The organism is Allomesorhizobium aridi, from assembly GCF_043769475.1.
In the GTDB taxonomy this organism is placed as follows: Bacteria; Pseudomonadota; Alphaproteobacteria; order Rhizobiales; family Rhizobiaceae; genus Allomesorhizobium.
The window spans coordinates 5982830-6006514 of the sequence record NZ_CP171729.1 but is presented as its reverse complement, the minus strand read 5'-3'; the positions used below and the strand labels follow the sequence as shown (position 1 = coordinate 6006514).

The window sequence follows — 23685 nt, the reverse complement described above, 5'->3', positions numbered from 1 at the left end:
TGCGGCGCGCTCGGTCTCGGCGGAGGCACGTGCTCCTGCACAAGCCAAAAAGGGTTTCTGAAATTAGCAGTCCGACGACGCCTTCACGTGAAATGGCATGGAGCTTGCAGCCCCATGGGTAGAGCCCATCAAAGCACGAAGGAAGCGACCAGAACCATGGCTATAGGCGAAGCTCTATACGACCGCCAGAGGAAGCCGTCGTCATCCCAGCTGAACATCGGGACACCGTCTCATCCTCCACAGGTCCGTGCTCTGTGCCTGCCTTGCGCTTGGCTGGTCTGGGGCCGACCGAAGCCGTGAAAGGACTGGCCAAGCTGCTGAAACAGGCGACTCCTGTCGCTCGTTCGGATGACAAGACCAGGAGCCAAGACGTCCCCCGAGGAGACGGGAAAATCGGTAGCGGCCAAGGCCTCATCTCGTGCCGGCATGCCGGCGTTGCGTCAGCCAACCGAGGGGCAACGCACCAGGTTTCATCTAGAGGAGCAATATTGATGACCGTTAACAAGAAGGTTCCCTTCGTCACCTTTCTCACGCGTGTTCGCGATGATTCAGTCCAGGGGCCAAATCCATACCGGTGGGAAGAAAAGACATCCGACGACTACTTTGCCGGCAAGCGCGTCATCATCTTCTCGCTGCCGGGCGCGTTCACCCCGACCTGCTCGACCTACCAACTGCCCAGTTTCGAAGAGCTCTATGACGAGTTTGAGAAGCTGGGCATTGAAGCGATCTACTGCGTCTCCGTCAACGATGCCTTCGTCATGAATGCGTGGGGAAAGGCCTTGGGGCTGCAGAAGGTCGAGCTCGTTCCCGACGGCTCAGGCGAGTTCACGCGCAAGATGGGCATGCTGGTCGCCAAGGATAATCTCGGCTTCGGTATGCGCTCCTGGCGTTACGCCGCTCTGATCAACAATGGCGTGGTGGAGCGGTGGTTCGAGGAGGAAGGTTTCTCCGACAACTGCGAGACCGACCCCTATGGCGTCTCGTCCCCCCAGAACATTCTTGAAACGCTGAGGGCCGGCGCTTGATCTAGGTCATGTCGCCCAAAACGGTCGGGCAGTATTGGTGCAATGACCTGCAAAAAACAGACTCTAAGGCGCTTCGCATGAAGCGCCTCACAGTCCCCAGAGCCCCTCGCCAGGAGTTCGAGCTATCATGCAAACCTCAGCAAGCCTGCTTCAGCGCCAGAAGCAATCTATGGTTCTATCGCGTCAACTCATCGCGTCGGTTGGCTTGCTGCCATTGGCGCACACCGAATTGCAGCAGTTCGTGGACCAGGAAATCATGCAGAATCCGCTTTTGGATCGCGCGCCAAATGATGGCGAGGCTTCTGGCGATAACTGGTCGATTTCGGCGGACGATCCGCGAGATCGGCGGACGCGGAAACGACGATGATGGGCGCATGCGCGCCAGGTCGCCGGAACGGCTTAGCCAAGGGAATTCAACGCGCAACAAAAACAACACCCCGTCCGAAGGCGGTCATACCGTGGAGGATTTTGCCGCCGCCACCGATACATTGCACGACCATGTCGCTCGGCAAATTGCCCTCACTGCATTCACACCGCAGGAGCGGCTGATGGCTCGCGAGCTTGCCGCGCTTCTGGAAGACACTGGGTATCTTCAGGTAGACCTTTTGGAGCTGGCCGGCAGCCTGAACGTGCGGGAGGCTGATGTGGAACGGGTTCTCGGAACCTTGCAGCAGTTCGATCCACCGGGAATTTTTGCGCGAACCCTCAGCGAATGCCTCGCGATACAGTTGCGCCAGCGAGACCGGTTCGACCCTGCGATGGAAGCATTGGTTGCCCATCTTGAGATGCTTGCGCATCGCGACTTTAAGGGCTTGAAGCAGCATTGCCACGTCGATGAAGACGACCTTCTCGAGATGTGGCAAGAAATCCGGGCGCTCGATCCCAGGCCTGGAAATCGATTCCATTCCGCAGGGCCGGAATCCATCACAGCCGACGTCTGGGTCCGGCCCAAGCCCGGAGGTGGATGGGAGATCGAACTTAGTCCAGAGACACTGCCCAAGGTGTTGATTAACCGAACCTATTATGCCGAAGTCTCACGCCTTTCCTCCCAAAATTCGAAAGATCAGACATTTATCAACGAATGCTTGGAAAAGGCGAGCTGGCTCGTCCGCAGCCTCGACCATCGAGCCAATACGATCCTTAAGGTAGCAACTGAAATCGTCCGCCAGCAGGACGCCTTTTTCGAACACGGCGTCGACCACCTGCGGCCTCTCAGCCTCAGGACCGTCGCTGACGCCGTCGACGTGCACGAGTCGACGGTAAGCCGGGTGACCTCGAACAAGCACATGCTTACCCCGCGGGGCGTGTTCGAACTGAAGTATTTTTTCACCGCCGCGATCGCCTCCTGCCAGGGCGGCGACGCGCACTCCGCCGAAGCTGTCCGCCATCGGATCAAGGGGATAATCGCTGCGGAATTGCCCGATGCCGTGCTTTCCGACGAAGACATCGTCGTCAAGCTCAAGCAAACCGGCATCGACATTGCGCGCCGTACCGTCACAAAATATCGCGAAGCGATGAACATCCCCTCCTCCGTGCAACGCCGCCGGGAAAGGCGCTGGCGTAGTGCGGGTTAAACGCAACCTCCCCATGTCGCAGCGCATCCAAACTGGAGTCCCTATTCGTGACCCAACACGCGACAGGCGTCATGGACGCTGTTCCGGACGACCCGAACAAGCCCGATCAACGCTCCGGTCCCGCATGGGGTGCGGTCATTTCGCTTGCCTTGGGCACCTTCGGGCTGGTGACGGCAGAGGTTCTGCCTGCCAGTATGCTGACTCCGATCGCGGATGATCTCGGTGTCAGCGACGGCGCGGCTGGACAGGCGCTGACAGCGACCGCGGTCGCCGCGGCGATCTCGGCCCCGACCATGGCCATCATCACAAAGCGCCTGGACCGCAAGACCGTCATGTGCGAAATGACGCTGCTGCTGATCCTGTCGAACGTTTTGTCGGCCGTCGCGTGGTTTCCGGTTTTCCTGACCGGACGCGTCGTGCTCGGCATAGCGCTCGGAGGCTTTTGGTCGATTTCGGCTTCGGTGGGGAGGCGGCTTGTTCCAAGTCACCTCCTGGCGCGCGCCCTGTTGATAATCCTCTCGGGAGTTTCCGTCGCTGGCGTTTGCGCGGCTCCATTCGGCGTCTACGTCGGCAATATGTGGGGATGGCAAGCCCCGTTCATGGTCGCCGCAGTGGTTGGCGCCGCTACATTGCTGGTGCAACTGATAACCATTCCGAGATTGCCTCCGGTTGGAGTGGCGAGCTTGCGCAGTCTGCTGGATGTGGCCAAGAATCCGACGATCAAGGTCGCGATTTTGGTCATCCTGCTTACCGCCTCCGGCCACTTCGCCGGCTTAGCGTATATGCGCCCCTTCCTCGAAAAGGTTCCCGTGCTCGATGCCGAGGAGATCTCGCAAGTGTTGCTCGCCTTTGGCATCGGCGGCTTTTTCGGCCATTTCGCCGGCAGCTTCGTAGCAAGGCACAGCCTCAAGGCGGCCGCGGCCCTGGCTCCCCTGCTCATAGCAATAGCCGCTGTGTCGCTGCTGACGCTGGGAGCATCGGCCTCGGCCGCGAGGATTGCGGTTGCCGTATGGGGCTTTGCCGGCGGCGCTGTGCCGGTGGGGTTGCAAACGTGGATGGTGCTGCACGCCGCTCCCGAGCAGGCCGAAAGCGCCGGCGTGCTGATGGTCGCAACCTTTCAGGTGGCCATCGCAGCCGGCGCGATTTTTGGCGGACTGCTGGTGGATCATGTCAGCCCTACCACTGTCTTTGCCTACAGCGCAGTCGCAACGTTTCTCGCCGCCCTGACAGTGTTCCTGCTCGGCCCAAAGCGCGAAATCTAGACCGCCTGGCAGAAAGAGGCCCTCAGCCTAGCGCAGCGAGAGATGCAAACCCTGTCGAGAACATGTGCTTCAGCACCGCCGCCAACCGCGAGCGCAAAGCAAGCGTGGTGGGCACCGGACCGGCAGGCGCAGCCTTCGAAACCTCAAAACGCCGACAAGGGACATATGGCGCGGCTTGAGCCTTGGCGGCCCGTCCCACTGACGGAAGCGGCTGTTAATCCAACGCGATCCCGTTCTCGATCCGTGCGAGGCGGCTTTCGCCTTCCTCCGGGCCGAAGCAGCTTTCGAACTCATTGCATTCACTGCAATTGGGCGCGGCGCATAGCGTAAAACCGTCGGCCTCGCAAAGCTTGCGATAAAAATACTTCTTCCATTTCATGTTTTCGGTGTTGCCGGCCGCCAGTGTCGGGAAGTGGGTGGCAAGCAAGCGGCTGAGTTCGCCCCGATTGAACAGGCCCAGGTCCTGCCAGAGATGGTTATTGCGCATGGCGCGCCGGGCGATGATCTTGGCGAAGCGGGCGCTCGCGTCCTCGCCCGGCCGGGCATGCGCGAGCAGCAGGCCGCGTAGAAGTTCTTCCTCCAGCTCCGCATCGGGGTCGCTCACCTCTTCCAGGGCGAAAACGTTGGCAGAGATAGCAGGGAAACTGCGGGTCAGAACATCCTGTAGCTCGGCACGCGAGAGGCCGGTTGCCTCAGTCGCAGTCGCCTGGCCGGCCTCGACCTCTTCGAGGGTACGCGAGAGGACACAAGCAAGCACATGCTGGTCGAATCCCATCTCCAGATCCATAGTTGGCCAATCGCCCGTGCTGAGACAGCTATAGTGATGGGCGAATTTGGTACCGTTCTCGCTGGTTGTCCGGCAGATCAGGCAGCAACCTCGTCGGCAGCGACATGGGTCTGACAGTTCTTCGGGCAGACGCGGGCGCAGGCTCCACAGCCAATGCAGCGGCCGGCATTGTCGACGACCATGATCATGCGATTGAGCTCGCCATCGAAGTCGTCGTCCTCGCCGTCGCAGACGCCGAGGACTACACCCGCGTCATCGATGCCGTAAAGGTGCATGACCTCGCGCGAGCATACCTTGAAACAGCGGCCGCAGCCAATGCAAGTCGCGCCATCGACAGCAGTCAGATATTGCGGCATCCATCTGGAGCCGTCCCGGGTGACGAAAGCGTTCATCGTGAATTCTCCATGTCTGCGAGCTCTCCTTCAGGTGCTGAGCGCCCCTTTGTGCCAACGCAATCCTGAAGCTGCATCCTCACTGTGCGAGCATGCTGAACGCTGCGTTCCGGCCGCAGATCAAAGGAAAAGTGACGCCATGGGCGATGCATTCTTCTAATCCCCTTTGCCAACACATTTCGAGCATATGCAGGGGCCAACCGTCTGTTAAAAGCGCCTGTAGTTTCCGTCCCTGTGCGCTACCGTTAAGCTGGGTGCGGCCGATCGGCACGTCTGGCGCCGAGCCTCGAACGACAATCCTGCTGCGTGGGCGTTTCCAGCAGACATAGCCATCCTGGTTCCGCTGCGGCGCCGGACCAGTGCTTCAGTCAACCGGCGTCGCAGGCGGGCGCGTGCACCATGTTTGACCTGGCTGTTCAACTTCAACGAACGGCTTCTGGTCTAGGAGCTCCAGGACGCCGCCGCGAGGGCCGCTGCTGCCAAGCGCAGGGGGCTTGCCCCCTCGCTCGACTGCACGGAGTCGATGCGCTTGCGTTCGTTGATCGATGAGGTCTGCTTTTCGGCTGCCTTCAGCTTTTCATCCATCTCGGCCGCCAACTTTTCGGCCTCGGCTTCAACGCCGAGCGCCTTGCCGACGACGCGGATTGTTCCGCGCATGCCTTCACGGCTGTAATGCTTGGGTGCTTCGATGAATGACCCGTTCGATTTCTTCAGCACGGCGACGGCTTTCTTGAGTCCGCTGCCATGCAGGGGGAGAACCCTCGATGGATCGACCGGCAGAGCACCCTCCGGCGATGGCTGACGCATGTAGCCGACCTCGGGCAGCTTCAGCGCGGCTTTCGGGTGGCTCGTCAGATCGCCAGCGACGAGATCGCTTTCCTCGCCAAGCGCGTAGCCGATCTCGGTGATGGAGCCGCCGATCGAGGCGGCCCGCGACGGGCCGGAATAGACAGCTACGCCCTTACTGGCCTCAGCAGGCAAAGTGGCGGCCAGCAGTACGACGAGCATCGGCGCGAGGAAAGAGCGGAAACGGAAAGCAACACTCATGGATTTTTACCTCCCGCTGCGGTCGTGGTTGGGATACGCGGCAGGCTCTCGGCCAGGAACCGCCAGTCGCCGCGCTCGCGTTCGCCTTCCTTGCGCGTGCCGAAGAACTGGATGATCATCTTGCCGTCGGCGCCATAGGCTTCGATTGACGTGACGTGACCGTCACCGGTCGGCTTGCGCACAGCCCAAACCTCGCGGATGTGGTGGGTCCTGAGATGCAGGTGGAAGGTCTCGTCGAGCACATTGATCCACGGCCCGACCGGCTTGAGCAACTTGATCGGACCGGAATGGATCTGGATGCAGCCACGATTGCCGACAAAGCACATGATCGGCATCTCAGCTTCGACCGCGTGTTCGAACACGGCGCCAACGGCACCTTTGTCGAGCCGCCAGGCAAAATCCTGGCCCACCATGCGCATCGCCTGACAGCGGCTGAGCTTAAGCGTTTTCAGCATGTCGAAGAACTGATGCACGTCGGTCAGCCCGCTCCAGTGCGCGCGTAGGTCGTCGACCGTACCGACTTGGTCCGGAACCTCTGCGTCCTGGTCCGCTTCGCTCGCCTTAATCGACACGATCGGCTCCTGGTGAGAGGATTCGAGCTCCGCCACCAGCTTCTGATAGGCATACAGGTTGGAGGCCGACCTGAGATGCACCTTGTGCACCCCCTCGCCGGCGGCATCGAAGAATTGCAGGCTGCGGCGGATGTCGCCGCCGTCTCGAATCTCGACGGCAAAGCCATGGGCCCACGCTTTCGGGAAGATGCGCAGGTCGATGTCGTCGCCGAGCACCAGGGCATGTTGGTTACCGGTGAGCACCTTGTCATAGACGCCGATCTTCTCGTGCACGGCGCTTTGATTGCTGGTCAACGCCATCACCTCGCCGACCGCTTGGAGGCCGGTCAGCAGATCATTGACTCGCGGCTCGATGCGCAACGAGGTGTGACCACAATCGGCCGCAACCAGTTCTGCTTCCGAAATGCCCAATTGGGCGGCGAGATCGCGCTCGCGTATTTTCGGATTGACTTGCCGTGCCCGCCGGATCTGGTCCGGCGAGGGTTTCTCGCGCTGATCCATGTCTTCCCCTGCTTCCATCTACTTGTCGAGCGTCAACTTCCCTGCCGGGCGGTCTTCAGCCGATAGAGCGCGCCGCGGTGCTCGATCCCGATCTCGTGCTCGCCCAGCAACAGAGGGTTGCTGGAGGGCGAGCAGATCGCCGTCGGCACCCCTTCGAAACGCGCCGGCGTGCTGTCCTGAACGGGACGCGAAAAGGCTGACAGCACCCGAGCCCGTTTCAGGTCGGCCGATGGCCATTAACCCGTGGTGAGCGATTGTGGGTATGGACGCCAATCGGCCGATCGCATTCGGATTCCACAGGTGCTGCTGCTTGCCAAAAAATGCGGATCTGACCCAGACCTGACATGTTGCTTCCCTCCCTCGTAGTTCGATCGCAATTGCACTCACGGCATGAAATCTGTCGGCCGTTCTTGCCGCCTCGCCAAAGGAGCTTCAAAAGTCGTGCCAATTGCGCGGAAGCAAGCGCAGAAAAAATCTTCAGCATAGCCGTCAATGGTTTACGTGAGAGTGCAGCAGGAACCAGGCCGAACACCCCCGTGTGGCGGACTCGACAAACCTGACAGTACGTGTCGGCTACCCGACGAATTCCCAACAATGGCGCACAAGAAATTATTGCAGTGTAAGAGGGAGCGCTGTTTAGAAAGGCTTTTTTCCTTTGGCACGTTCCATGCTCGGTGATCTGCAGCCACGTCGCGGACTGCGGAGAAATCGAATCATGATCACGCTCACCGATAATGCTGTTGCCGCCGTCAAGTCCGCTCTTGCCCGCGCCAGCGAACCGGCGGAAGGCTTTCGCATCATGGTCCAGGCCGGCGGCTGCGCCGGCTTCAAATACGTGATGGGCTTGGAGAGCATCTCGCGGGAGGGCGATTTCATCATCGAGAAAGATGGGGTCAAGGTGTTCGTCGACGCAGGCTCCCAACCCCATGCCGCCGGCATGACCGTCGACTTCGTAACGGGACCCGAACCCTCAGGCTTTGTCTTCGACAATCCGAACGCGCGGGAGAAGTGCGCCTGCGGCAAGTCCTGCGGCTGATCGCCCGAGAGAACGAGAAGGGCCATGTGGGATTATAGAGAGGCGGTCAAGGAAAACTCCTTCAACTCGAAAAATCTCGGCGTTCGGGAGACAGCCAATGCAATCGGTGAGGTCGACGCGATCGCCTGCCGAGATGCGCTTGAATCTATGATGAGCATCCATCCATGACGGAAGCGATCACTGCCGCAAAAGAGACCCTCGGCTGCGGCTCCGCCATCGCATCCTCGTCGGCGCTTACCGGACCCATCATCGGCAAAACCGTCGATGAAGTGTTCCCGATAACCAATCAGGGGGTCGCGGATAGTCTCGGTAGCGGCCTGCCGCCGAAGAAGACGCATTGCGGGGTAATGGGTCATGAAGCGCTGCAGCCTGCGATCGCCAACCACCACGGCCGGCAGTGGCGCGGTGATCACGAGCAACGCGCCCTCGCCTGCGAATGCTTCGGTGTCGATCAATGGATGATCGAGCGGGCCGTCGTATCAACACGCTTACCACCATCGAGCAGGTCACTCGCTACACAAAGGCTGATGGCGGCTGCCTCGCATGCTTCGAAGCAATCGAGGAAGTGCTTGTGCGAGTGCGGTGGGCGCCGAAGGCTTCATCACGGCAGCGGAGGCTTATACGGCCGGCACAACAGATGTCCACGCCCTGAAGAACAAGGCAAGGTCGAAAGCCGATTTCGGAACCGGCATTCGCTTGCGGCAGGATGCGGAGAACGTCGCCGCCTGAAACAGTTCAAATCCTGGCGGGACCCGAAGCCGCTGGCCGCTAAATTGCGACGCTGCGATGGACGCTCCCCCGCCGTCAGGGGGAGCGCCCACCCGCCACACGCCACAGCGTCTGTGCAAGTTCGACCAATCGAAAACGCTGTCGCGTGCATGGGTTCTTACCTGCGGGCTGACGGCAGCGACTGCGAGTGCGACTGCGACTGCGACTGCGACTGCGACTGCGAACTGGTCAACGTGGAGGACGACCAAGTCTACGTCAAACTTTCGGGCGCCTGCGCCGGTTTCCAGCTCCCGTCCGTCACCATTAACGGCATGCGCCAAAGGCTGAATGAGGCGACCAGCCTTACGCTTCGCGTCGTTCCGGTCAACTGAGGATCGCACCTATGAGGCTTATAAATCTCGACAACAATGCAACGACACGGGTCGACCCTGAGGTCGTCCAAGCTATGTTGCCGTTCTTTACGGATCAATTCGGCAACCCTTCGTCGCTGCATGGCTTTGGCACCTCCGTCGCTGCGGCGGTGAGAAAGGCGCGCCTGCAGTTGACAGCACTGATCGGCGCGGAGCTCGACAGTGAGATCACCTTCACTTCGGGCGGGACGGAAAGCGACAATGCAGCGATTCTTTCGGCACTCGAGGTGATGCCTGACCGAACAGAGATCGTGACGTCTGCGGTCGAGCATCCGGCCGTGCTGACACTCTGCGCGCATCTTGAGAAGACGCGCGGCGTCAAGGTGCACAGGATCCCGGTCGATCGCCGTGGCCGGCTCGACCTCGACGCCTACAGGGCTGCCCTCACCCCACACGTGGCGATCGTCTCGATCATGTGGGCCAACAACGAGACTGGTACGATCTTCCCCGTGGCCAAGCTTGCTGAGCTGGCCAAGGAAGTCGGCGCCCTTTTCCATACCGATGCTGTGCAGGCCGTCGGCAAGCTTCCGATGGACGTGAAATCGACCGCGATCGACATGCTGTCGCTCTCCGGCCATAAGCTGCACGGCCCAAAGGGGGTCGGCGCACTTTATGTAAAACATGGCGTGCCCTTCCGCTCGCTGATCAAGGGGGGTCACCAAGAGCATGACCGTCGTGCGGGCACCGAGAATACGCCCGGCATAGTCGGGCTCGGCATGGCAGCCGAACTCGCCTTGAAATACATGGACGACGAGCACACACGGGTAAAGTCGCTCCGCGATCGCCTGCAGAAGGGGATCCTCAGGCGCATCCCAAACACCTTCGTCACTGGCCATCCGCTGGAGCGGTTGCCGAACACCGCAAACATCGTCTTCGAATGTAACGAAGGCGATGCAATCCCACTTCTCCTCAGCCGCGTGGGCATCGCCTGTTCCTCCGGCTCAGCCTGCACCTCCGGCTCACTGGAGCCGAGCCATGTCCTGAAGGCGATGAACGTGGCACACGCGGCAGTCCGCTTCTCCTTCTCGCGCTACAACGGCGAAGCGGACGTCGACCGGGTGCTCGAGGTCCTGCCCGCGATCGTAGAGAGGCTGCGTGGCTTTCGCAGTTCTGGGCCGCTCAAGCGAGGTGCCGAAATCCTTTAATCAGGTCTGTTGCCTGAACAGCAGAAGAACAGGCGGTCAATCATGAACGCTCATCGACTCGCAGGCGCGGCGTTCGCATTGGTGCCTGCGCCGAGATCCTCGCTGCCGTCTGCGTCAGCGGCGCGATTGCCTCGGTGGTTGATCGCGTTTCATTCCTCCAACCGTGAATCTCTCGGCTGCACGTCCCCGAGCGACGAACAGCCCGACACTACCAGTTTCCGACAAGGGAGAATGAAATGAGTTGTTCCGCTGACGGCCTTCCCATTGATAACAAAGACATCCTCGCGCGGCTGAAAGGCCTGTCGGCTGCGGAGGAGTTTTTCGCAGTGCTTGGCGTCTCCTATGACCCGAAGGTGCTGAATGTCTCACGGCTCCATATCATGAAGCGCGTGGGCCAATGCCTTGCCGAGGAAGATTTCTCCGGTCTGCCGGACCCGGTGATCGCCGCCCGGGTGCGCGCCACGCTGCAACGCGCCTACGAAGAGTTCGCGACTTCCTCGCCGCTCACGCACCGGGTCCTCAAGGTGCTCAAAGACCATGATCCGCACAAACCTGCCAGGCCGAGCCGCACCTTCGTCCCGTTCGAGTCCGTTCTGAAGCGGTTCGGGAAAGAATGAGCGCGACGGGGTTGTGACGCGACAATGTCGGGAAGCCGACAAATCCCGTCATTGAGACAACGCGCCTTTAGAAGCAACCAACCGAATTACTAGCAATCGCGGAGCGCCCGATGTTGGCACGAACAATGCACGAAGGAGATGAACTGCCAAGCCCGCATCCGGATGGGAGGCTGGAGAAACCGCCAATGCACATCGTAATCTGCATCAAGCAGGTGCCGGACTCGGCACAGATACGCGTCCATCCGGTGACGAACACGATCATGCGCCAAGGTGTGCCGACGATCATCAACCCTTACGACCTGTTCGCCCTCGAAGAAGCACTCAAGCTGCGTGACGCTCATGGTGGCGAGGTCACCGTGCTCAGCATGGGTCCGCCCATGGCGGAGGACGCGCTGCGCAAGGCGCTGGGTTACGGCGCCGACCGGGCGGTGCTCTTGACCGACCGCTATTTTGCGGGCTCCGACACGCTGGCAACCTCCTTCGCTCTTTCCCAGGCAATCGCGAAGATTGGCGAGACGTTCGGCAAGCCAGACATCGTCTTCACCGGCAAACAGACGATCGATGGCGACACCGCCCAGGTCGGGCCCGGTATCGCCAGGCGCCTCGATCTCCTGCAACTCACTTATGTGGCGAAGATCGCCTCCATCGACCTCGCTACGCGCGAGATCAAGGTCGAGCGCCGCTCCGAGGGCGGCACGCAGACGCTCAAGAGCAGGCTCCCCTGTCTCATCACCATGCTGGAGGGCACCAACGAGATCCGTAGGGGCTCGCTCCAAGACGCCCTGTGCGCGGCGCGCAGCCAGGTGCTGAAGTGGAGTGCGGCCGACGCCGGCATTGAGGACCTCACCAGATGCGGCCTGCGCGGCTCGCCGACGGTCGTCAAGCGCGTTTTCGCCCCTACCCCGCGGGCGGAAAAGGCGGCGCAAATCGACACCGCCGAGAAGACGCTGCGCGATGCCGCTGACGAGCTCATCGCCGCAATCTTCACCCGGCAGCCGGCGCTGGAACATGAGCTCGCCTTCAACAACGGCGCGTGACGCCAGGAGCAGACAATGTCGACCGCGAACCGAGAACCCCCTCCCCCTGCCGCCGGCCGTGCCGGCATAAGGAAGGAGCTGCCCGAACGTTTCAAGGACTACCGGCACGTCTGGGTCTTCATCGAGCTCGAACGCGGCCAGGCCCATCCAGTATCCTTCGAACTGCTCGGCGAGGGCCGCAAGCTGGCCGACAAGCTCGGCGTCCAGCTTGCGGGCGTCGTGCTCGGACCGCCAGGAGAGGCCACCGGGAATGCGGTTGCCGAGGCCTTCGCTTATGGCGCCGACCTTGTCTACATCGTCGAGGCACCGCTGCTCGCCGATTATCGCAACGAGCCGTTCACCAAGGCGATGACGGATCTGGTCGATAGCCACAAACCCGAGGTCCTGCTTCTGGGCGCGACCACGCTCGGCAGGGATCTTGCCGGCTCCGTGGCGACGACCTTGCAGACAGGGCTCACGGCCGACTGCACCGAACTCGACGTGGATACGGACGCTTCGCTCGCCGCGACCCGTCCGACTTTCGGCGGTTCCTTGTTATGCACGATTTATACGCTCAACTACCGGCCGCAGATGGCGACAGTGCGACCGAGGGTCATGCCCATGCCGCAGCGGGCGGATAAGCCGGTCGGGCGTGTCATCCAGCACAAAGTATCTCTAGCCGAGGACGAAATCGTCACCAAAGTCCTCGGCTTCCTGCCGGATAGCCAGTCGGCAGAGGCAAATCTCGCCTATGCCGACGTCGTGGTTGCGGGAGGCATCGGCCTTGGCGCGGCGGAGAACCTGCAACTCGTGAAGAATCTCGCGCGAGCGATTGGCGCCGAACATGGCTGTTCGCGCCCGCTGGTCCAGAAGGGCTGGATGCCGGCTAATCGGCAGATCGGGCAAACTGGCAAGACCATCCGGCCCAAGCTTTACATCGCGGCCGGGATTTCCGGCGCCATCCAGCACCGGGTTGGCGTCGAGGGGGCCGATCTCATCGTGGCCATCAATACCGATCCGAACGCGCCGATTTTCGAGTTCGCTCACATCGGGATCGTCACCGATGCAATCCGCTTCCTGCCCGTACTAACAGAGGCCTTCACCCGGCGGCTGTCGCCGCACAGTCGCGACAAGCTTGCGAGCTAAGGAAGACGGACATGATCGCGGAAGAATTCGACGCCATTGTCATCGGAGCCGGCATGTCTGGGAACGCAGCTGCTTACACCATGGCGAGCCATGGCCTGAAGGTGTTGCAGTTGGAGCGCGGTGAATATCCGGGGTCCAAGAATGTCCAGGGTGCCATCATGTACGCGAACATGCTGGAGAAGATCATACCGGATTTCCGCGAGGACGCGCCTCTCGAGCGGCATCTGGTTGAACAGCGGCTTTGGGTGATGGACGACACGTCCCACACGGGGATTCACTATCGGTCGGACGATTTCAATGAGGCGAAGCCCAACCGCTACACGATCATCCGCGCCCAGTTCGACAAGTGGTTTTCGCGCAAGGTGCGCGAGGCCGGCGCGACGGTTCTTTGCGAAACGACCGTGACGGAACTCGTCCGTGATGCCATCGGCAAGGTGATCGGCGTCCGCACAGATCGGGCCGGCGAAGTGCTCTATGCGGACGTGGTCGTTCTCGCAGAAGGTGTTTCCGGACTGCTTGGCACGCGGGCCGGCCTGCGCGAGATGCCGAAGCCTGAAACCGTGGCGCTCGCCGTCAAGGAAATGCATTTTCTGCCCGAAGAGGTCATTGAGCAGCGGTTCGGCGTGAAGGGCGATGAAGGCTGCGTCATCGAGGCTGTGGGCACGATCTCCCGCGGCATGGCCGGGCTCGGCTTCCTCTACACCAACAAGGAGTCAATCTCATTGGGCATCGGCTGCCTTGTCTCCGATTTCACCGCCGCGACGGAGAGCCCTTACGCCCTCCTCGATTCCTTTAAAAATCACGCTTCGATCCGGCCGCTGATCGCCGGCGCTGAGGTCAAAGAATACGCCGCGCATCTCATTCCCGAGGGCGGCCATAAGGCGATCCCCCAGCTCTTTGGCGATGGTTGGGTCATGGTCGGTGATGCCGCGCAATTGAACAACGCGGTTCACCGCGAGGGTTCGAACCTGGCCATGACCTCCGGCCGCATCGCGGCTGAGGCAATCCTCCAGGTCAAGCGCCGCAACCAGCCGATGATCAGACGGAATCTCACCCTCTACAAGACCATGCTGGACGAGTCCTTCGTGGTCAAAGACCTACGAAAATACAAAGACATGCCGGCCTTGCTCCACACCAATTCCAGCAATTTCTTCACGACCTATCCGCGCTTGATATCGCAGGCTGCGCAGAACTTCATGCGTGTCGACGGCACGCCGAAGATTGAAAAGGAAAAGGCGACCACAGCCGCCTTTATCAAGGCGCGTTCGCGCTGGGGGCTGGTCAGCGACGCAGTCCGCCTAGCATTCGCGTGGCGCTGAGGAGAGAGGGATGACGGTCGCAGTGACGAAGTTACGCGTCGAGGACAAGCTTTACCAGAACCGCTACCTGGTCGATCCAGGCCGCCCGCATATCAAAGTGCGGCCGCACGAGAGGCCAAGCGCCAACCTACTCGCCCTGACCCACGTCTGCCCGGCGAAATGCTATGAGGTGAACGACAAGGGCCAAGTGGACATCACAGCCGACGGCTGCATGGAGTGCGGCACCTGCCGGATCTTGTGCGAGCCCAGCGGCGAGATCGAGTGGAACTATCCGCGCGGCGGCTTCGGTGTCCTCTTCAAGTTCGGATGACTGGCGCCCGCACCGTTGAAGAGCGTGAACCGTTGTACACTCGAAGTAGCTTCAACATGTGTCGCATCAACCTTGCTAGAGTTATCAAACAGGGCGCTTGGGAGGAGCACCCTGGAGAACCCTTGAGGTGTGTTTCCATGGCCTGCATATCGCGGGATCGGTTCGATGAGTCGGACCTCGGGACAACCGACCTGAACCACGCATCAAAAGCATGTCCCGAGCAGATATTTTGCTTAGGGAAACCTACGAGATATCGAAAGCCTAACGGCGCCCTCGCAGCTGGAGATTACGCTCGCCAATGTCGTGAACATCCTCCCCTCGTTTCTGCAAATGCGTCGCGGAGCAATCGTTGTCCTGGACGCTGAGGGAGAGCCGGAGATTACCGCAATTGCCGGCAGCACCCACCCGCCTCAACCAGGCACTCGCCGCGCAATACCGCAGGCCGCAATAGACCAAATCGTCGCTACGGGTGAGCCGCTCGTCGTAGCGGATGTCAGCAAGTCCCAACTGTTTCAGGCCGATCTTCAAACGTCCTCAAGCCGCGGCAGCAACCCAATCGCGTTTATCGGCGTCCCCGTAAAGGCCGAGCGTAAGATGCTTTGAACATTATCGATCGACCGTGTTGACAACAGCGCCAGCGGTTCCTGTTACGACGAGGACAAGCGCTTCCTGACCATGATCGCCAACCCTGTCGGCCGGACCATCCGACCACCGCATGCTGGGTACAGATCGTCAGCGGAGCCCGGAGGTATCGCTGGACGAGGAGAGGACTCCCCCAGAACCGCAGGTCAAGATCGACAGGGTCATCGGGAAGGTCCCGCACTCAACCGGGTACTCCAACCGTGTCGGTCGTAGCAATGACAAATCCCACCGTGCTTGCGGGACGAAAGCGGCACAGGCAAAGAATTCTTTGCGCGAGCCATCCATAAGCTCTCACGTCGGGGCAAGATAGTGCCGGTTGGATCGCGGTCGCCGACTAGGTGCATCGGCGCCTCGCAAGGCAAGGTATCACCCCTCGAGGTCGGGGATCTGAACCATCCAGCTTGGCCCGCAACGGGCCCGCGTCTGACCGAACGCGACCGGCTGGTGGACGCGATGGAGAAGGCCGGTTGGGTCCTGGCCAAAGTGGCTCGTATCCTCGGCATTACGCAGCGGCAAATCGGCTACGCCGCGCGCCCGCATGGCATCGTAGTGAAGAAATTCTAGTGCGTCCTGAAGACGTCAAACGTCAGGTCGGAATAGTGTTCCTCACACTCTGCGTGCCCAAACGCAATGTGCCCTTGGCGACCCGGTTCGCTTTCCACTGTCGGAAGCCCGACAAAATTGTGTCGGCGCAAACCGACAGAATCCGACACGAAAGGCCAATTTGTGAGCTAAAACCGCTGTTTGAGTTGGCATAGCTCTTGCGCTTTGAACTGCGACGTTCCCCCAGCAGCAGAGCCGTTCGATGCCCGCACCGATAGTTTCGCTTCAGAGCCTGACCAGCACCTCCGACCAATTGCTGGCGACCGCGCAATCGGGTGGCTGCGCATCTTCATCCTGCGGCGCGTCGGGAAAGCAGGACGGCATCGATCCGGCTATCTGGGAGAAGATCAAGAACCATCCCTGCTTTTCAGAAGAAGCGCACCACTATTTTGCGCGCATGCACGTCGCAGTCGCGCCGGCTTGCAACATCCAGTGCAACTACTGCAATCGCAAATATGACTGCGCCAACGAAAGCCGGCCTGGGGTCGTCTCGGAAAAGTTGACCCCCGACCAGGCGCTACGCAAGGTGATCACGGTCGCCAACGAAGTGCCGCAGCTTTCCGTGCTCGGCATCGCCGGACCGGGTGATGCCTGCTACGACTGGGAAAAGACAAAGGCAACGTTCGAGCGAGTCGCCAGAGAAATACCCGACATCAAGCTGTGCCTCTCCACCAATGGGCTCGCGCTGCCGGACCATGTCGCCGAGCTTGCCGAAATGAATGTCGACCACGTGACGATCACAATCAACATGGTCGATCCGGAAGTCGGCGCAAAGATCTATCCCTGGATCTTTTACGACCAGCGTCGCTACGCTGGCATCGAAGCCGCCCGGATCCTGCACGAGCGGCAGATGTTGGGCCTGGAGATGCTGACCGCGCGCGGCATCCTCACCAAAATCAATTCGGTGATGATCCCAGGAGTGAACGACGAGCATCTGCTCGAGGTGAATAGATGGGTCAAGGAGCGCGGGGCGTTCCTACACAACGTCATGCCCCTGATTTCCGACCCGGCGCACGGTACGCACTACGGCCTGGCCGGGCAGCGCGGCCCAAATGCAACGGAGCTGAAGACTCTTCAGGATCGTCTCGAAGGCGGCGCTAAGTTGATGCGCCACTGCCGGCAGTGCCGGGCCGACGCCGTCGGCCTGCTCGGCGAGGACGGTGGCCAGGAATTCACACTCGACCGGATTCCCGGCGATGTCACCTACGACGCCACCAAGCGCGAGGCCTATCGGGAGGTGGTCGCGCACGAGCGCCGCGATCACGTGGCCGCCAGGAGAGAGGCGATCGGAATGCTCGAGACAGCGGGCTCCGGCAAGTCTCTTCTCGTCGCGGTGGCGACCAAGGGCGGCGGCCGTGTCAACGAGCACTTCGGCCATGCAAAGGAGTTCCAGGTTTATGAGGCCTCGCCGAAGGGGATCAGCTTCGTCGGGCATCGCAACGTCGAGCAGTATTGCCTCGGCGGCTGGGGCGAAAACGCCACTCTCGACGGCATCGTCGCGGCGCTTGAAGGCATAGATGTCGTGCTGTGCGCCAAGATCGGAGATTGCCCCAAGGAACAGCTCGCGGAGGCTGGAATCGGAGCGACCGACGCTTATGGCCACGACTACATCGAGACCGCAATCAGCGCGCTGTACGCCGCCGAGTTTGGGGTCCAACCGCTGGCGGCGACGGCCTGAGCCGTCTCATTTCCCCACCGAACCAGGAGTTAAAATGGCTTTCAAGATCATCGCATCGCAATGCACCCAATGCGGCGCCTGCGAGTTCGAATGTCCCTCTGGAGCGATCAAGTTCAAAGGCGAGGGCTACGTGATCGAGCGGGACAAGTGCACCGAATGCGAGGGGGGTTTCGATACGCAGCAATGCGCCTCGGTATGTCCGGTGCCGAAGACCTGCGTTCCTGCCTGACGTGCAATTTGGCTACGGACGCAGTCCGGGCAGCCTGGAACCTCCTACCAACAACCTGCTGCCTCAAGAAAAGAAGGAACGGCCATGTTGCTCGGACGCGAACAGGAGGTCGAAATCTGCAGGCCTCCGAGATTTTTGCCCGGTGAGCGGGTCCGTGCCACACGCCACATAAAGAACGACGGCACTTATCCTGGCAGGGAGATCGGCGAAAACCTCGTGCGGAAGGGCGACGAGGGTTATGTCCGCGACGTTGGCACCTTTCTCCAGCAGTTCTTCATCTATGCGGTCGAATGGGTCGACCGTGGCACGGTCGTCGGCATGAGAGCGCGCGAATTGAAGAGCCTCGACAAAGCCGAGGCTCCTTGCGGTGCCGAAAGAACTGCGGATGAAGGAATAGCCAGATGAGAGTAATGATCCGCAGGACCAGTGCTGGATTGTCAGCGTATGTCCCCAAGAAAGATCTCGAAGAGCCGATCGTCGAAATCGAGAAGGAAGACCTGTGGGGCGGGGCCGTAACGCTCCGGAACGGCTGGCGACTCGTCCTACCCGACCTTCCGCGAGATACGCGTTTGCCGATCACTGTCGAGGCAAGAAAGATTTCCAACGAGGACTGATGCTGCGGGTTCATAGAGAGCGCGACGAGAGGAAACCCACATGAACACGATCCTGGCTTCGCGCCACCTCGTCGTCATCCGGGGCAGTTTTGCCAAGGAGCTCCTTGAGCTGCTGAACGCAGCGCTTGAGGCTGACAAGGTGATCCCGTTTCTCGGTCCGGGTCTCCTCCGGCTCGGCTCCGCGGAACTGTCTGTACCGTGCACCCCGGAAGCCGTCGCCGCGGCGCTCAACGCGAGGGCCCCAGCCCCTTCCAAGATCTGCACCAATATGTGGTCGGTCGCGCAGTTCATCGAACAGCGCCGGCATCGCCGCACACTTCAAGCCTGGATGGCCGAGATATTCGCACCACCGGCAGCGCCGACGCTCCTCCACGCCTGGCTCGCAACGCTGCCGCTCTCCCTCATCGTCGACAGCTGGTACGACGGCGCCATGCGCGCGGCCCTCGCAAAGGCTGGCCGAACGGACGTCGTCGAAATACAAGGCGTCACGCGGGCGAACGAAATCGGTGACATCTGGACGAAAACCTACGACTTGTCCGGGAGCGAACTCCAACCCGGATCAGCGGCAAAGACGGTTCTCTATTCGCCTCATGGCAGCATTAGGCCGGCCGCAAATTTCCTCGTCGCTGATTCCGACTATGTGGAAGTCCTTACCGAAATCGATATCCAAACGCCGATCCCTGACGTGGTGAAGAACCGGCGTATAAACCGAGGCCTTTTCTTCGTCGGCTGCCGCTTCAATGATCAGATGCTGCGCACTTACGCCTGGCAGATCATGAAGCGCTCCAAAGGTCCACATTTTGCGGTAATCGACGCAGCGACACTGACCAAGAACGAAGCCCGTTTCCTTGCAGCGAGCGCAATCACGGTCATCAATGTGCCGCTTTGTGAAGCCGCTGATCGGCTTGTCGGAGCAGGCACTGCTGCAGATGGTGGCCAGGATTAGGCATGTGGGGGAGCCTTTGACGGTGGGGGCCGTTCGGCTTGGCTCTGAAGGCGCAAATTCAGTCTGGAACACACCCAGTGAGCAACGATTCTATTGCCAGCGCGACGGAGCCTCGAAATTCGCTCGCGCATGTGGAAGCGGCCGGCTGGGGCCGGGGTTTGAGCACGCTGCTGCGCATTACGCGCATGAATTTGCGACACCCGTGGCAGGTCGCCCTCGCCATCGGGTCGACACTCCTGGCAATCGTTTTCCAGTTGCTCATTCCCCAGCTTCTCGGCCAGGCCCTCGACCAGAGCCAGGCAGCCATAGCGGGCGGCATCACGGGGGCGGCGGCAGAACAAGGGATCTGGATCTCGGCTCTCCTCCTGTTCGCCGCAAGCGCGCTGCGCGGCGTCTTCACGATGGTGCAAAACCATTTTGCCGAAGCGGTTGGGCACCACGTCGCGTATGAATTGCGGCTCGCATTTTACGAGAAGATCCAGCGTCTCAGTTTTTCCTTTCATGACCAGGTGCATTCAGGCGATCTGATCACCATCGGCATGCTCGATCTCGAAGGCGTGCGGACGTATTTTTCCACCGCCCTGGTTCGCGCGCTCCTGCTCACCATGCTGATCGGGATCGGCGCCTATATGATGATCTCCACCGACCCGGTGCTCGGCCTCGTCGCTCTGAGCTTTGTGCCTTTCGTCGCCTGGCGCTCATCGATCACACAGCTTAGGCTACGTGTCACCTGGCTCAACCTGCAGGAGCGGCTTTCAGTCCTAGGCCGCGTGGTGGAGGAAAATCTCGCAGGCACCCGCGTCGTCCGCGCTTTTGCGGCCCAGGCTTATGAGATGGGGAAGTTCGACCGCGCCTCGAAGAGTGCGCTCGCCCTCGCCCACGACCAAGTTGACATCTACGTGCCCAACACGTCGGCGATGACCTTGTCCTACTTCTTCGCCATGGGATCAGTCCTCTGGATTGGTGGCAACAAAATCATCGCCGGCGAGATCAGCGTTGGGACGCTCGCGACCTTCCTGACTTTCATGACGATCCTGCAAATGCCCGTCCGTCAGATCGGCCTGATGGTCAATGCCTTCGCCCGCGCTTCCACTTGCGGTTCGCGTCTCTTCGGTTTCCTCGACCAGGATATCACGATCAGGGATGCTCCCGATGCCAGACCCCTCGAGATCAGCGAAGGCACTTTGCGCTTCGACAATGTCTCGTTTGAATATCCCGGCACTGAAAACCGCGTGATTTTGAAAAACATCAACTTTGAGGCGCGTAGGGGCGAGACGATCGCGATCGTCGGTCCGCCGGGTTCGGGCAAATCGACAATGGCTCACCTGATCCCCCGCTTTTATGACGTGACCGGGGGCGCCATCACGCTTGATGGACAGGACATCCGCAAAGTCACCCTGGCGACGCTTCGCAAAGCGGTCGCGGTCGCACAGCAGGATGCATTCCTGTTCACCACCACGATCGAGAACAACATAGCTTATGGCGATCCGTGGGCGAAGGAACAGCGGATCGAGCGCGCCAGCGAATCCGCCCAGCTGCACAACTACATTCTCGGCCTCCCAGCAGGCTACGGGACGGTCGTGGGCGAGCGCGGCGTCTCTCTTTCGGGCGGCCAGCGCCAGCGTCTGACGATTGCTCGCACCATGATGCTGCTCCCGTCGGTCGTCGTTTTCGACGACTCCACCGCCGCGATCGATGTCGCCACCGAGCAGCGCATTGGCGCGGCGGTGCGGCGTTTCGCCAAGAATCGGGTGACCATCATCATCGCACACCGACTAAGTTCGCTCATGCACGCCGACCAGATCCTCTTCGTCGACAACGGCGAGATCATCGAACGCGGCACCCATGACGAGCTTCTGGCGAAGCGGGGACGCTACAAGGCCCTTCACGATCTCCAAATCAGCCCGGGTGAGTACATCGTGCCCGCGTTTGGGGGCGCGCGCTGATGGCCCAAGGGAATGCCGGCGAACCCGAAAGCGAACGCAATGACGTTTGCGACGACGGCAGACCCCCTCCGCGCGCGGTCGTCGGCTCGCACCGAATAGAGGAGGAGCTGTTCGGCCGTGCTTTCGACAAGAACATCATCCGGCGCATTTGGGCGTTCGTGCATCCCTACCGGGCCGAGGTAGTGATCTCGGTTGCCGCATTGCTGATCTATACCGCCACGCAGCTTCTCATCCCGCTGATCATCCGCTACGCGATCGATCAAGGGGTGACTCCGGGAGGCATCGATCGAACCGCGCTGCTTGCGGCCGCCGGCGCGTTCCTTCTCGCGATTTTGACCAATTTCGCTGCCGGCTACACACAGGAAACCGTGGTGGGGAAAATGGCCGAGAATGTCCTCTTCGACATTCGCCGCGCCATGTTCTGCCATCTGCAGAAGGTTTCGCTGTCCTTCATGGACAAGACCGAGGTCGGACGCCTGATATCCCGCCTGCAGGGCGACGTCAATTCCATGCACGAATTCCTTGAAAGCTCATTATATTCCGTAGGGGATACTGCGCTTCTCTTCGGCATCTTTTTTGTGATGCTGTGGCTCGACTTCGGCCTCGGCCTCGTGACGCTCCCGGTCCTAGCGATCCTGTTCGTCGTCCGTATCGTCTGGCTCCCGCGTGCCCGCGACGCCTTCATGGCTGCTCAGGAGACCAATTCGATCGCCAACGGCGCGCTGGCCGAAGCCATTCACGGCGTGCGGGCCATCCAGTCCATGGACCGCCAGCAGGTGAATTTCACTCTCTACGACGACAAGGCCCATGCCAATCTCAGGACCCACCTGATTGCTGCCAAATATGCACAGGTCATGGTGCCGATCGTCGATGGCCTAACCGGCCTCGCAATGGCCTCCATTGTTGTAGTCGGCGGCTCAATGGTCATGAATGACCGCATCGATGTGGGCACATTGGTCGCCTACGTTTTCTACATCCAGCGCTTCTTTGATCCGATCCGCTCGCTCACTCTCCAATATTCAATCATGCAGCGCGCCATGGTCTCCGGCAAGCGGCTAACCGATGTGCTTGACGTCAAGATCGATGTCCAGGACAAACCGGATGCCAGGGTACTTTCGGCCGAAATGGACGGCTCGGTCGCGTTCAGGAACGTCACCTTCGGCTACAATCCCAACCATCCGGTGCTGAAAGATGTCTCCTTCAGGATCGATCCCGGCGAGACGGTTGCGTTGGTCGGGCCGACCGGCTCTGGTAAATCGAGCGCGATGGCCCTCGTCCACCGTTTCTATGATGTTCAGCATGGCCAAGTGTTGGTCGGCGGACATGATGTGCGCGATGTCACCCAGGAATCGCTCGGCCGCCAGGTCGCCATGGTGCTGCAGGAGCCGTTCCTGTTCACCGGAACGGTGTTCGAGAACATTCGTTACAACAAGACGGAAGCCACGCGCGACAAGGTGATCGAGGCCGCCAAGGCGGTCGGCGCCCACGACTTCATCATGAGCCTTGCCGACGGGTACGAAACCCAACTCGGCGAACGCGGCGGCAACCTTTCTCTCGGTCAGCGCCAGCTCATCAGTTTCGCCCGTGCTCTCGTCGCCGACGCCAAGATCCTCGTCCTCGATGAGGCCACCGCCAACATCGACAGCTACACGGAAATGCTGATCCAGAAGGCTCTGATCAAACTCCTCGAGGGCCGCACCGGGCTTGTCATCGCCCACCGTCTCGCTACCATCCGAGGCGCTGACCGAATCATCGTTCTTCAGAATGGCCAGGTGATCGAGACCGGCAATCACAACCAGCTAATGGCCACGAGCGGACTTTACTCCAAGCTCTACAACCTCAACTACGCCTCGTTCGACCATACCCCCGAGGAGGAAATTGACGCCTCCTCACAAGCCGGCTCTCGGACGTGACGTTTGGCCGGCATATCTATGGAAGCTACCGTGATGATGCTTTTCAGGCGAGCTGACGGACGCTGCCGCCGTCGATGACGAGGCAGGCAGCGTTCAGAAGGGGAACTCATAGGAGATCATCAACACGGCCATGCGCGATTCCCTCCTTCATCCGCATGTAGAGCTCAACCAATTTGTCGCTGCCCATGGGTGCGCTCCGCAGTTGCCGAACTGATCGACACGGATT

26 protein-coding genes and 2 pseudogenes are annotated in these 23685 nt (G+C 60.6%); 23 read left to right on the top strand and 5 right to left on the bottom strand.

The genetic code is table 11. The annotated features are described in order from the left end of the window. Positions 1-491: 491 nt before the first annotated feature. From ACG873_RS31625 to ACG873_RS31615, 3 genes and pseudogenes are all read left to right on the top strand, one after another. A complete protein-coding gene (locus ACG873_RS31625) occupies positions 492-1025 on the top strand; it encodes a peroxiredoxin (protein WP_394889900.1) in 534 nt (177 codons plus the stop codon). A gap of 127 nt (positions 1026-1152) precedes the next feature. Beyond that, positions 1153-2599: pseudogene (rpoN, locus tag ACG873_RS31620) on the top strand (RNA polymerase factor sigma-54). 47 nt (positions 2600-2646) lie between these two features. Further along, positions 2647-3861: an MFS transporter gene (locus tag ACG873_RS31615; RefSeq protein ID WP_394889898.1), complete on the top strand. Its 1215-nt coding sequence runs from the start codon at positions 2647-2649 to the stop codon at positions 3859-3861. 214 nt (positions 3862-4075) lie between these two features. On the opposite strand, the gene ACG873_RS31610 is transcribed toward ACG873_RS31615, so the two are convergent. The 5 genes from ACG873_RS31610 to hemP form a co-directional block, all read right to left on the bottom strand. Continuing rightward, entirely contained in the window at positions 4076-4648 is a 573-nt protein-coding gene (locus ACG873_RS31610) for a nitrogen fixation protein NifQ (protein WP_394889896.1), read from the bottom strand. A 77-nt stretch (positions 4649-4725) separates the two neighbouring features. Continuing rightward, a complete protein-coding gene (fdxB, locus tag ACG873_RS31605; RefSeq protein WP_394889895.1) occupies positions 4726-5040 on the bottom strand; it encodes a ferredoxin III, nif-specific in 315 nt (104 codons plus the stop codon). Between the two features lie 441 nt (positions 5041-5481). Beyond that, entirely contained in the window at positions 5482-6087 is a 606-nt protein-coding gene (locus ACG873_RS31600; RefSeq protein WP_394889894.1) for an ABC transporter substrate-binding protein, read from the bottom strand. After that, a complete protein-coding gene (locus tag ACG873_RS31595; RefSeq protein ID WP_394889893.1) occupies positions 6084-7160 on the bottom strand; it encodes a hemin-degrading factor in 1077 nt (358 codons plus the stop codon). Before ACG873_RS31595 ends, ACG873_RS31600 begins: the two co-directional genes overlap by 4 nt. 32 nt (positions 7161-7192) lie before the next feature. Next, the gene (hemP, locus tag ACG873_RS31590; protein ID WP_394889891.1) at positions 7193-7366 is read right to left on the bottom strand and encodes a hemin uptake protein HemP; all 174 of its coding nucleotides are present in this window, start codon (positions 7364-7366) and stop codon (positions 7193-7195) included. Positions 7367-7875: 509 nt separating this feature from the next. Here hemP and ACG873_RS31585 point away from each other — a divergent pair. From ACG873_RS31585 to ACG873_RS31490, 20 genes and pseudogenes are all read left to right on the top strand, one after another. Continuing rightward, on the top strand, positions 7876-8196 hold the full coding sequence (locus tag ACG873_RS31585; RefSeq protein ID WP_394889889.1) for a HesB/IscA family protein: 321 nt from the start codon (positions 7876-7878) through the stop codon (positions 8194-8196). Between the two features lie 24 nt (positions 8197-8220). Continuing rightward, positions 8221-8364, top strand: coding sequence for a hypothetical protein (locus tag ACG873_RS31580; RefSeq protein ID WP_394889887.1), 144 nt, complete (start codon positions 8221-8223; stop codon positions 8362-8364). Further along, a pseudogene (locus tag ACG873_RS31575) lies at positions 8361-8534 on the top strand (iron-sulfur cluster assembly scaffold protein); the annotation flags it as partial. The gene ACG873_RS31580 and the pseudogene ACG873_RS31575, both read left to right, overlap by 4 nt. Positions 8535-8632: 98 nt before the next feature. Beyond that, positions 8633-8848 carry a (2Fe-2S)-binding protein gene (locus tag ACG873_RS31570; protein WP_394893797.1) on the top strand — a complete coding sequence of 72 codons (216 nt, stop codon included), beginning with the start codon at positions 8633-8635 and terminating at the stop codon, positions 8846-8848. Positions 8849-9074: 226 nt separating this feature from the next. Beyond that, positions 9075-9296, top strand: a complete 222-nt coding sequence (locus ACG873_RS31565) for a NifU family protein (RefSeq protein ID WP_394893796.1) — start codon at positions 9075-9077, stop codon at positions 9294-9296. A gap of 11 nt (positions 9297-9307) precedes the next feature. After that, complete coding sequence (gene nifS, locus ACG873_RS31560) at positions 9308-10480, top strand: cysteine desulfurase NifS (RefSeq protein ID WP_394889885.1); 1173 nt, start codon at positions 9308-9310, stop codon at positions 10478-10480. A 236-nt stretch (positions 10481-10716) separates the two neighbouring features. Further along, positions 10717-11097 carry a nitrogenase stabilizing/protective protein NifW gene (gene nifW / locus ACG873_RS31555; protein ID WP_394889883.1) on the top strand — a complete coding sequence of 127 codons (381 nt, stop codon included), beginning with the start codon at positions 10717-10719 and terminating at the stop codon, positions 11095-11097. Positions 11098-11282: 185 nt separating this feature from the next. Beyond that, positions 11283-12134 carry an electron transfer flavoprotein subunit beta/FixA family protein gene (locus ACG873_RS31550; protein ID WP_394889881.1) on the top strand — a complete coding sequence of 284 codons (852 nt, stop codon included), beginning with the start codon at positions 11283-11285 and terminating at the stop codon, positions 12132-12134. A 15-nt stretch (positions 12135-12149) separates the two neighbouring features. Next, entirely contained in the window at positions 12150-13259 is a 1110-nt protein-coding gene (locus ACG873_RS31545; RefSeq protein ID WP_394889880.1) for an electron transfer flavoprotein subunit alpha/FixB family protein, read from the top strand. Between the two features lie 11 nt (positions 13260-13270). Next, positions 13271-14578 carry an FAD-binding protein gene (locus tag ACG873_RS31540; protein WP_394889878.1) on the top strand — a complete coding sequence of 436 codons (1308 nt, stop codon included), beginning with the start codon at positions 13271-13273 and terminating at the stop codon, positions 14576-14578. A gap of 10 nt (positions 14579-14588) precedes the next feature. After that, on the top strand, positions 14589-14888 hold the full coding sequence (locus tag ACG873_RS31535; protein WP_394889876.1) for a ferredoxin family protein: 300 nt from the start codon (positions 14589-14591) through the stop codon (positions 14886-14888). Between the two features lie 330 nt (positions 14889-15218). Beyond that, a complete protein-coding gene (locus ACG873_RS31530) occupies positions 15219-15491 on the top strand; it encodes a GAF domain-containing protein (protein ID WP_394893795.1) in 273 nt (90 codons plus the stop codon). 492 nt (positions 15492-15983) lie between these two features. Then, a complete protein-coding gene (locus ACG873_RS31525; protein ID WP_394893793.1) occupies positions 15984-16094 on the top strand; it encodes a helix-turn-helix domain-containing protein in 111 nt (36 codons plus the stop codon). 241 nt (positions 16095-16335) lie between these two features. After that, complete coding sequence (gene nifB / locus ACG873_RS31520) at positions 16336-17811, top strand: nitrogenase cofactor biosynthesis protein NifB (protein WP_394889874.1); 1476 nt, start codon at positions 16336-16338, stop codon at positions 17809-17811. 34 nt (positions 17812-17845) lie between these two features. Continuing rightward, on the top strand, positions 17846-18040 hold the full coding sequence (locus ACG873_RS31515) for a 4Fe-4S dicluster domain-containing protein (RefSeq protein WP_394889873.1): 195 nt from the start codon (positions 17846-17848) through the stop codon (positions 18038-18040). Between the two features lie 84 nt (positions 18041-18124). Continuing rightward, on the top strand, positions 18125-18445 hold the full coding sequence (locus ACG873_RS31510) for a nitrogen fixation protein NifZ (protein WP_394889872.1): 321 nt from the start codon (positions 18125-18127) through the stop codon (positions 18443-18445). Then, positions 18442-18654: a putative nitrogen fixation protein NifT gene (gene nifT / locus ACG873_RS31505; RefSeq protein WP_394889870.1), complete on the top strand. Its 213-nt coding sequence runs from the start codon at positions 18442-18444 to the stop codon at positions 18652-18654. The genes ACG873_RS31510 and nifT overlap by 4 nt, the downstream gene beginning before the upstream one ends. 40 nt (positions 18655-18694) lie before the next feature. After that, complete coding sequence (locus ACG873_RS31500; RefSeq protein ID WP_394889868.1) at positions 18695-19600, top strand: SIR2 family NAD-dependent protein deacylase; 906 nt, start codon at positions 18695-18697, stop codon at positions 19598-19600. A gap of 77 nt (positions 19601-19677) precedes the next feature. Then, positions 19678-21546 carry an ABC transporter ATP-binding protein gene (locus tag ACG873_RS31495; RefSeq protein ID WP_394893792.1) on the top strand — a complete coding sequence of 623 codons (1869 nt, stop codon included), beginning with the start codon at positions 19678-19680 and terminating at the stop codon, positions 21544-21546. Continuing rightward, complete coding sequence (locus tag ACG873_RS31490) at positions 21546-23459, top strand: ABC transporter ATP-binding protein (protein ID WP_394889866.1); 1914 nt, start codon at positions 21546-21548, stop codon at positions 23457-23459. Before ACG873_RS31495 ends, ACG873_RS31490 begins: the two co-directional genes overlap by 1 nt. Positions 23460-23685: the final 226 nt, after the last annotated feature.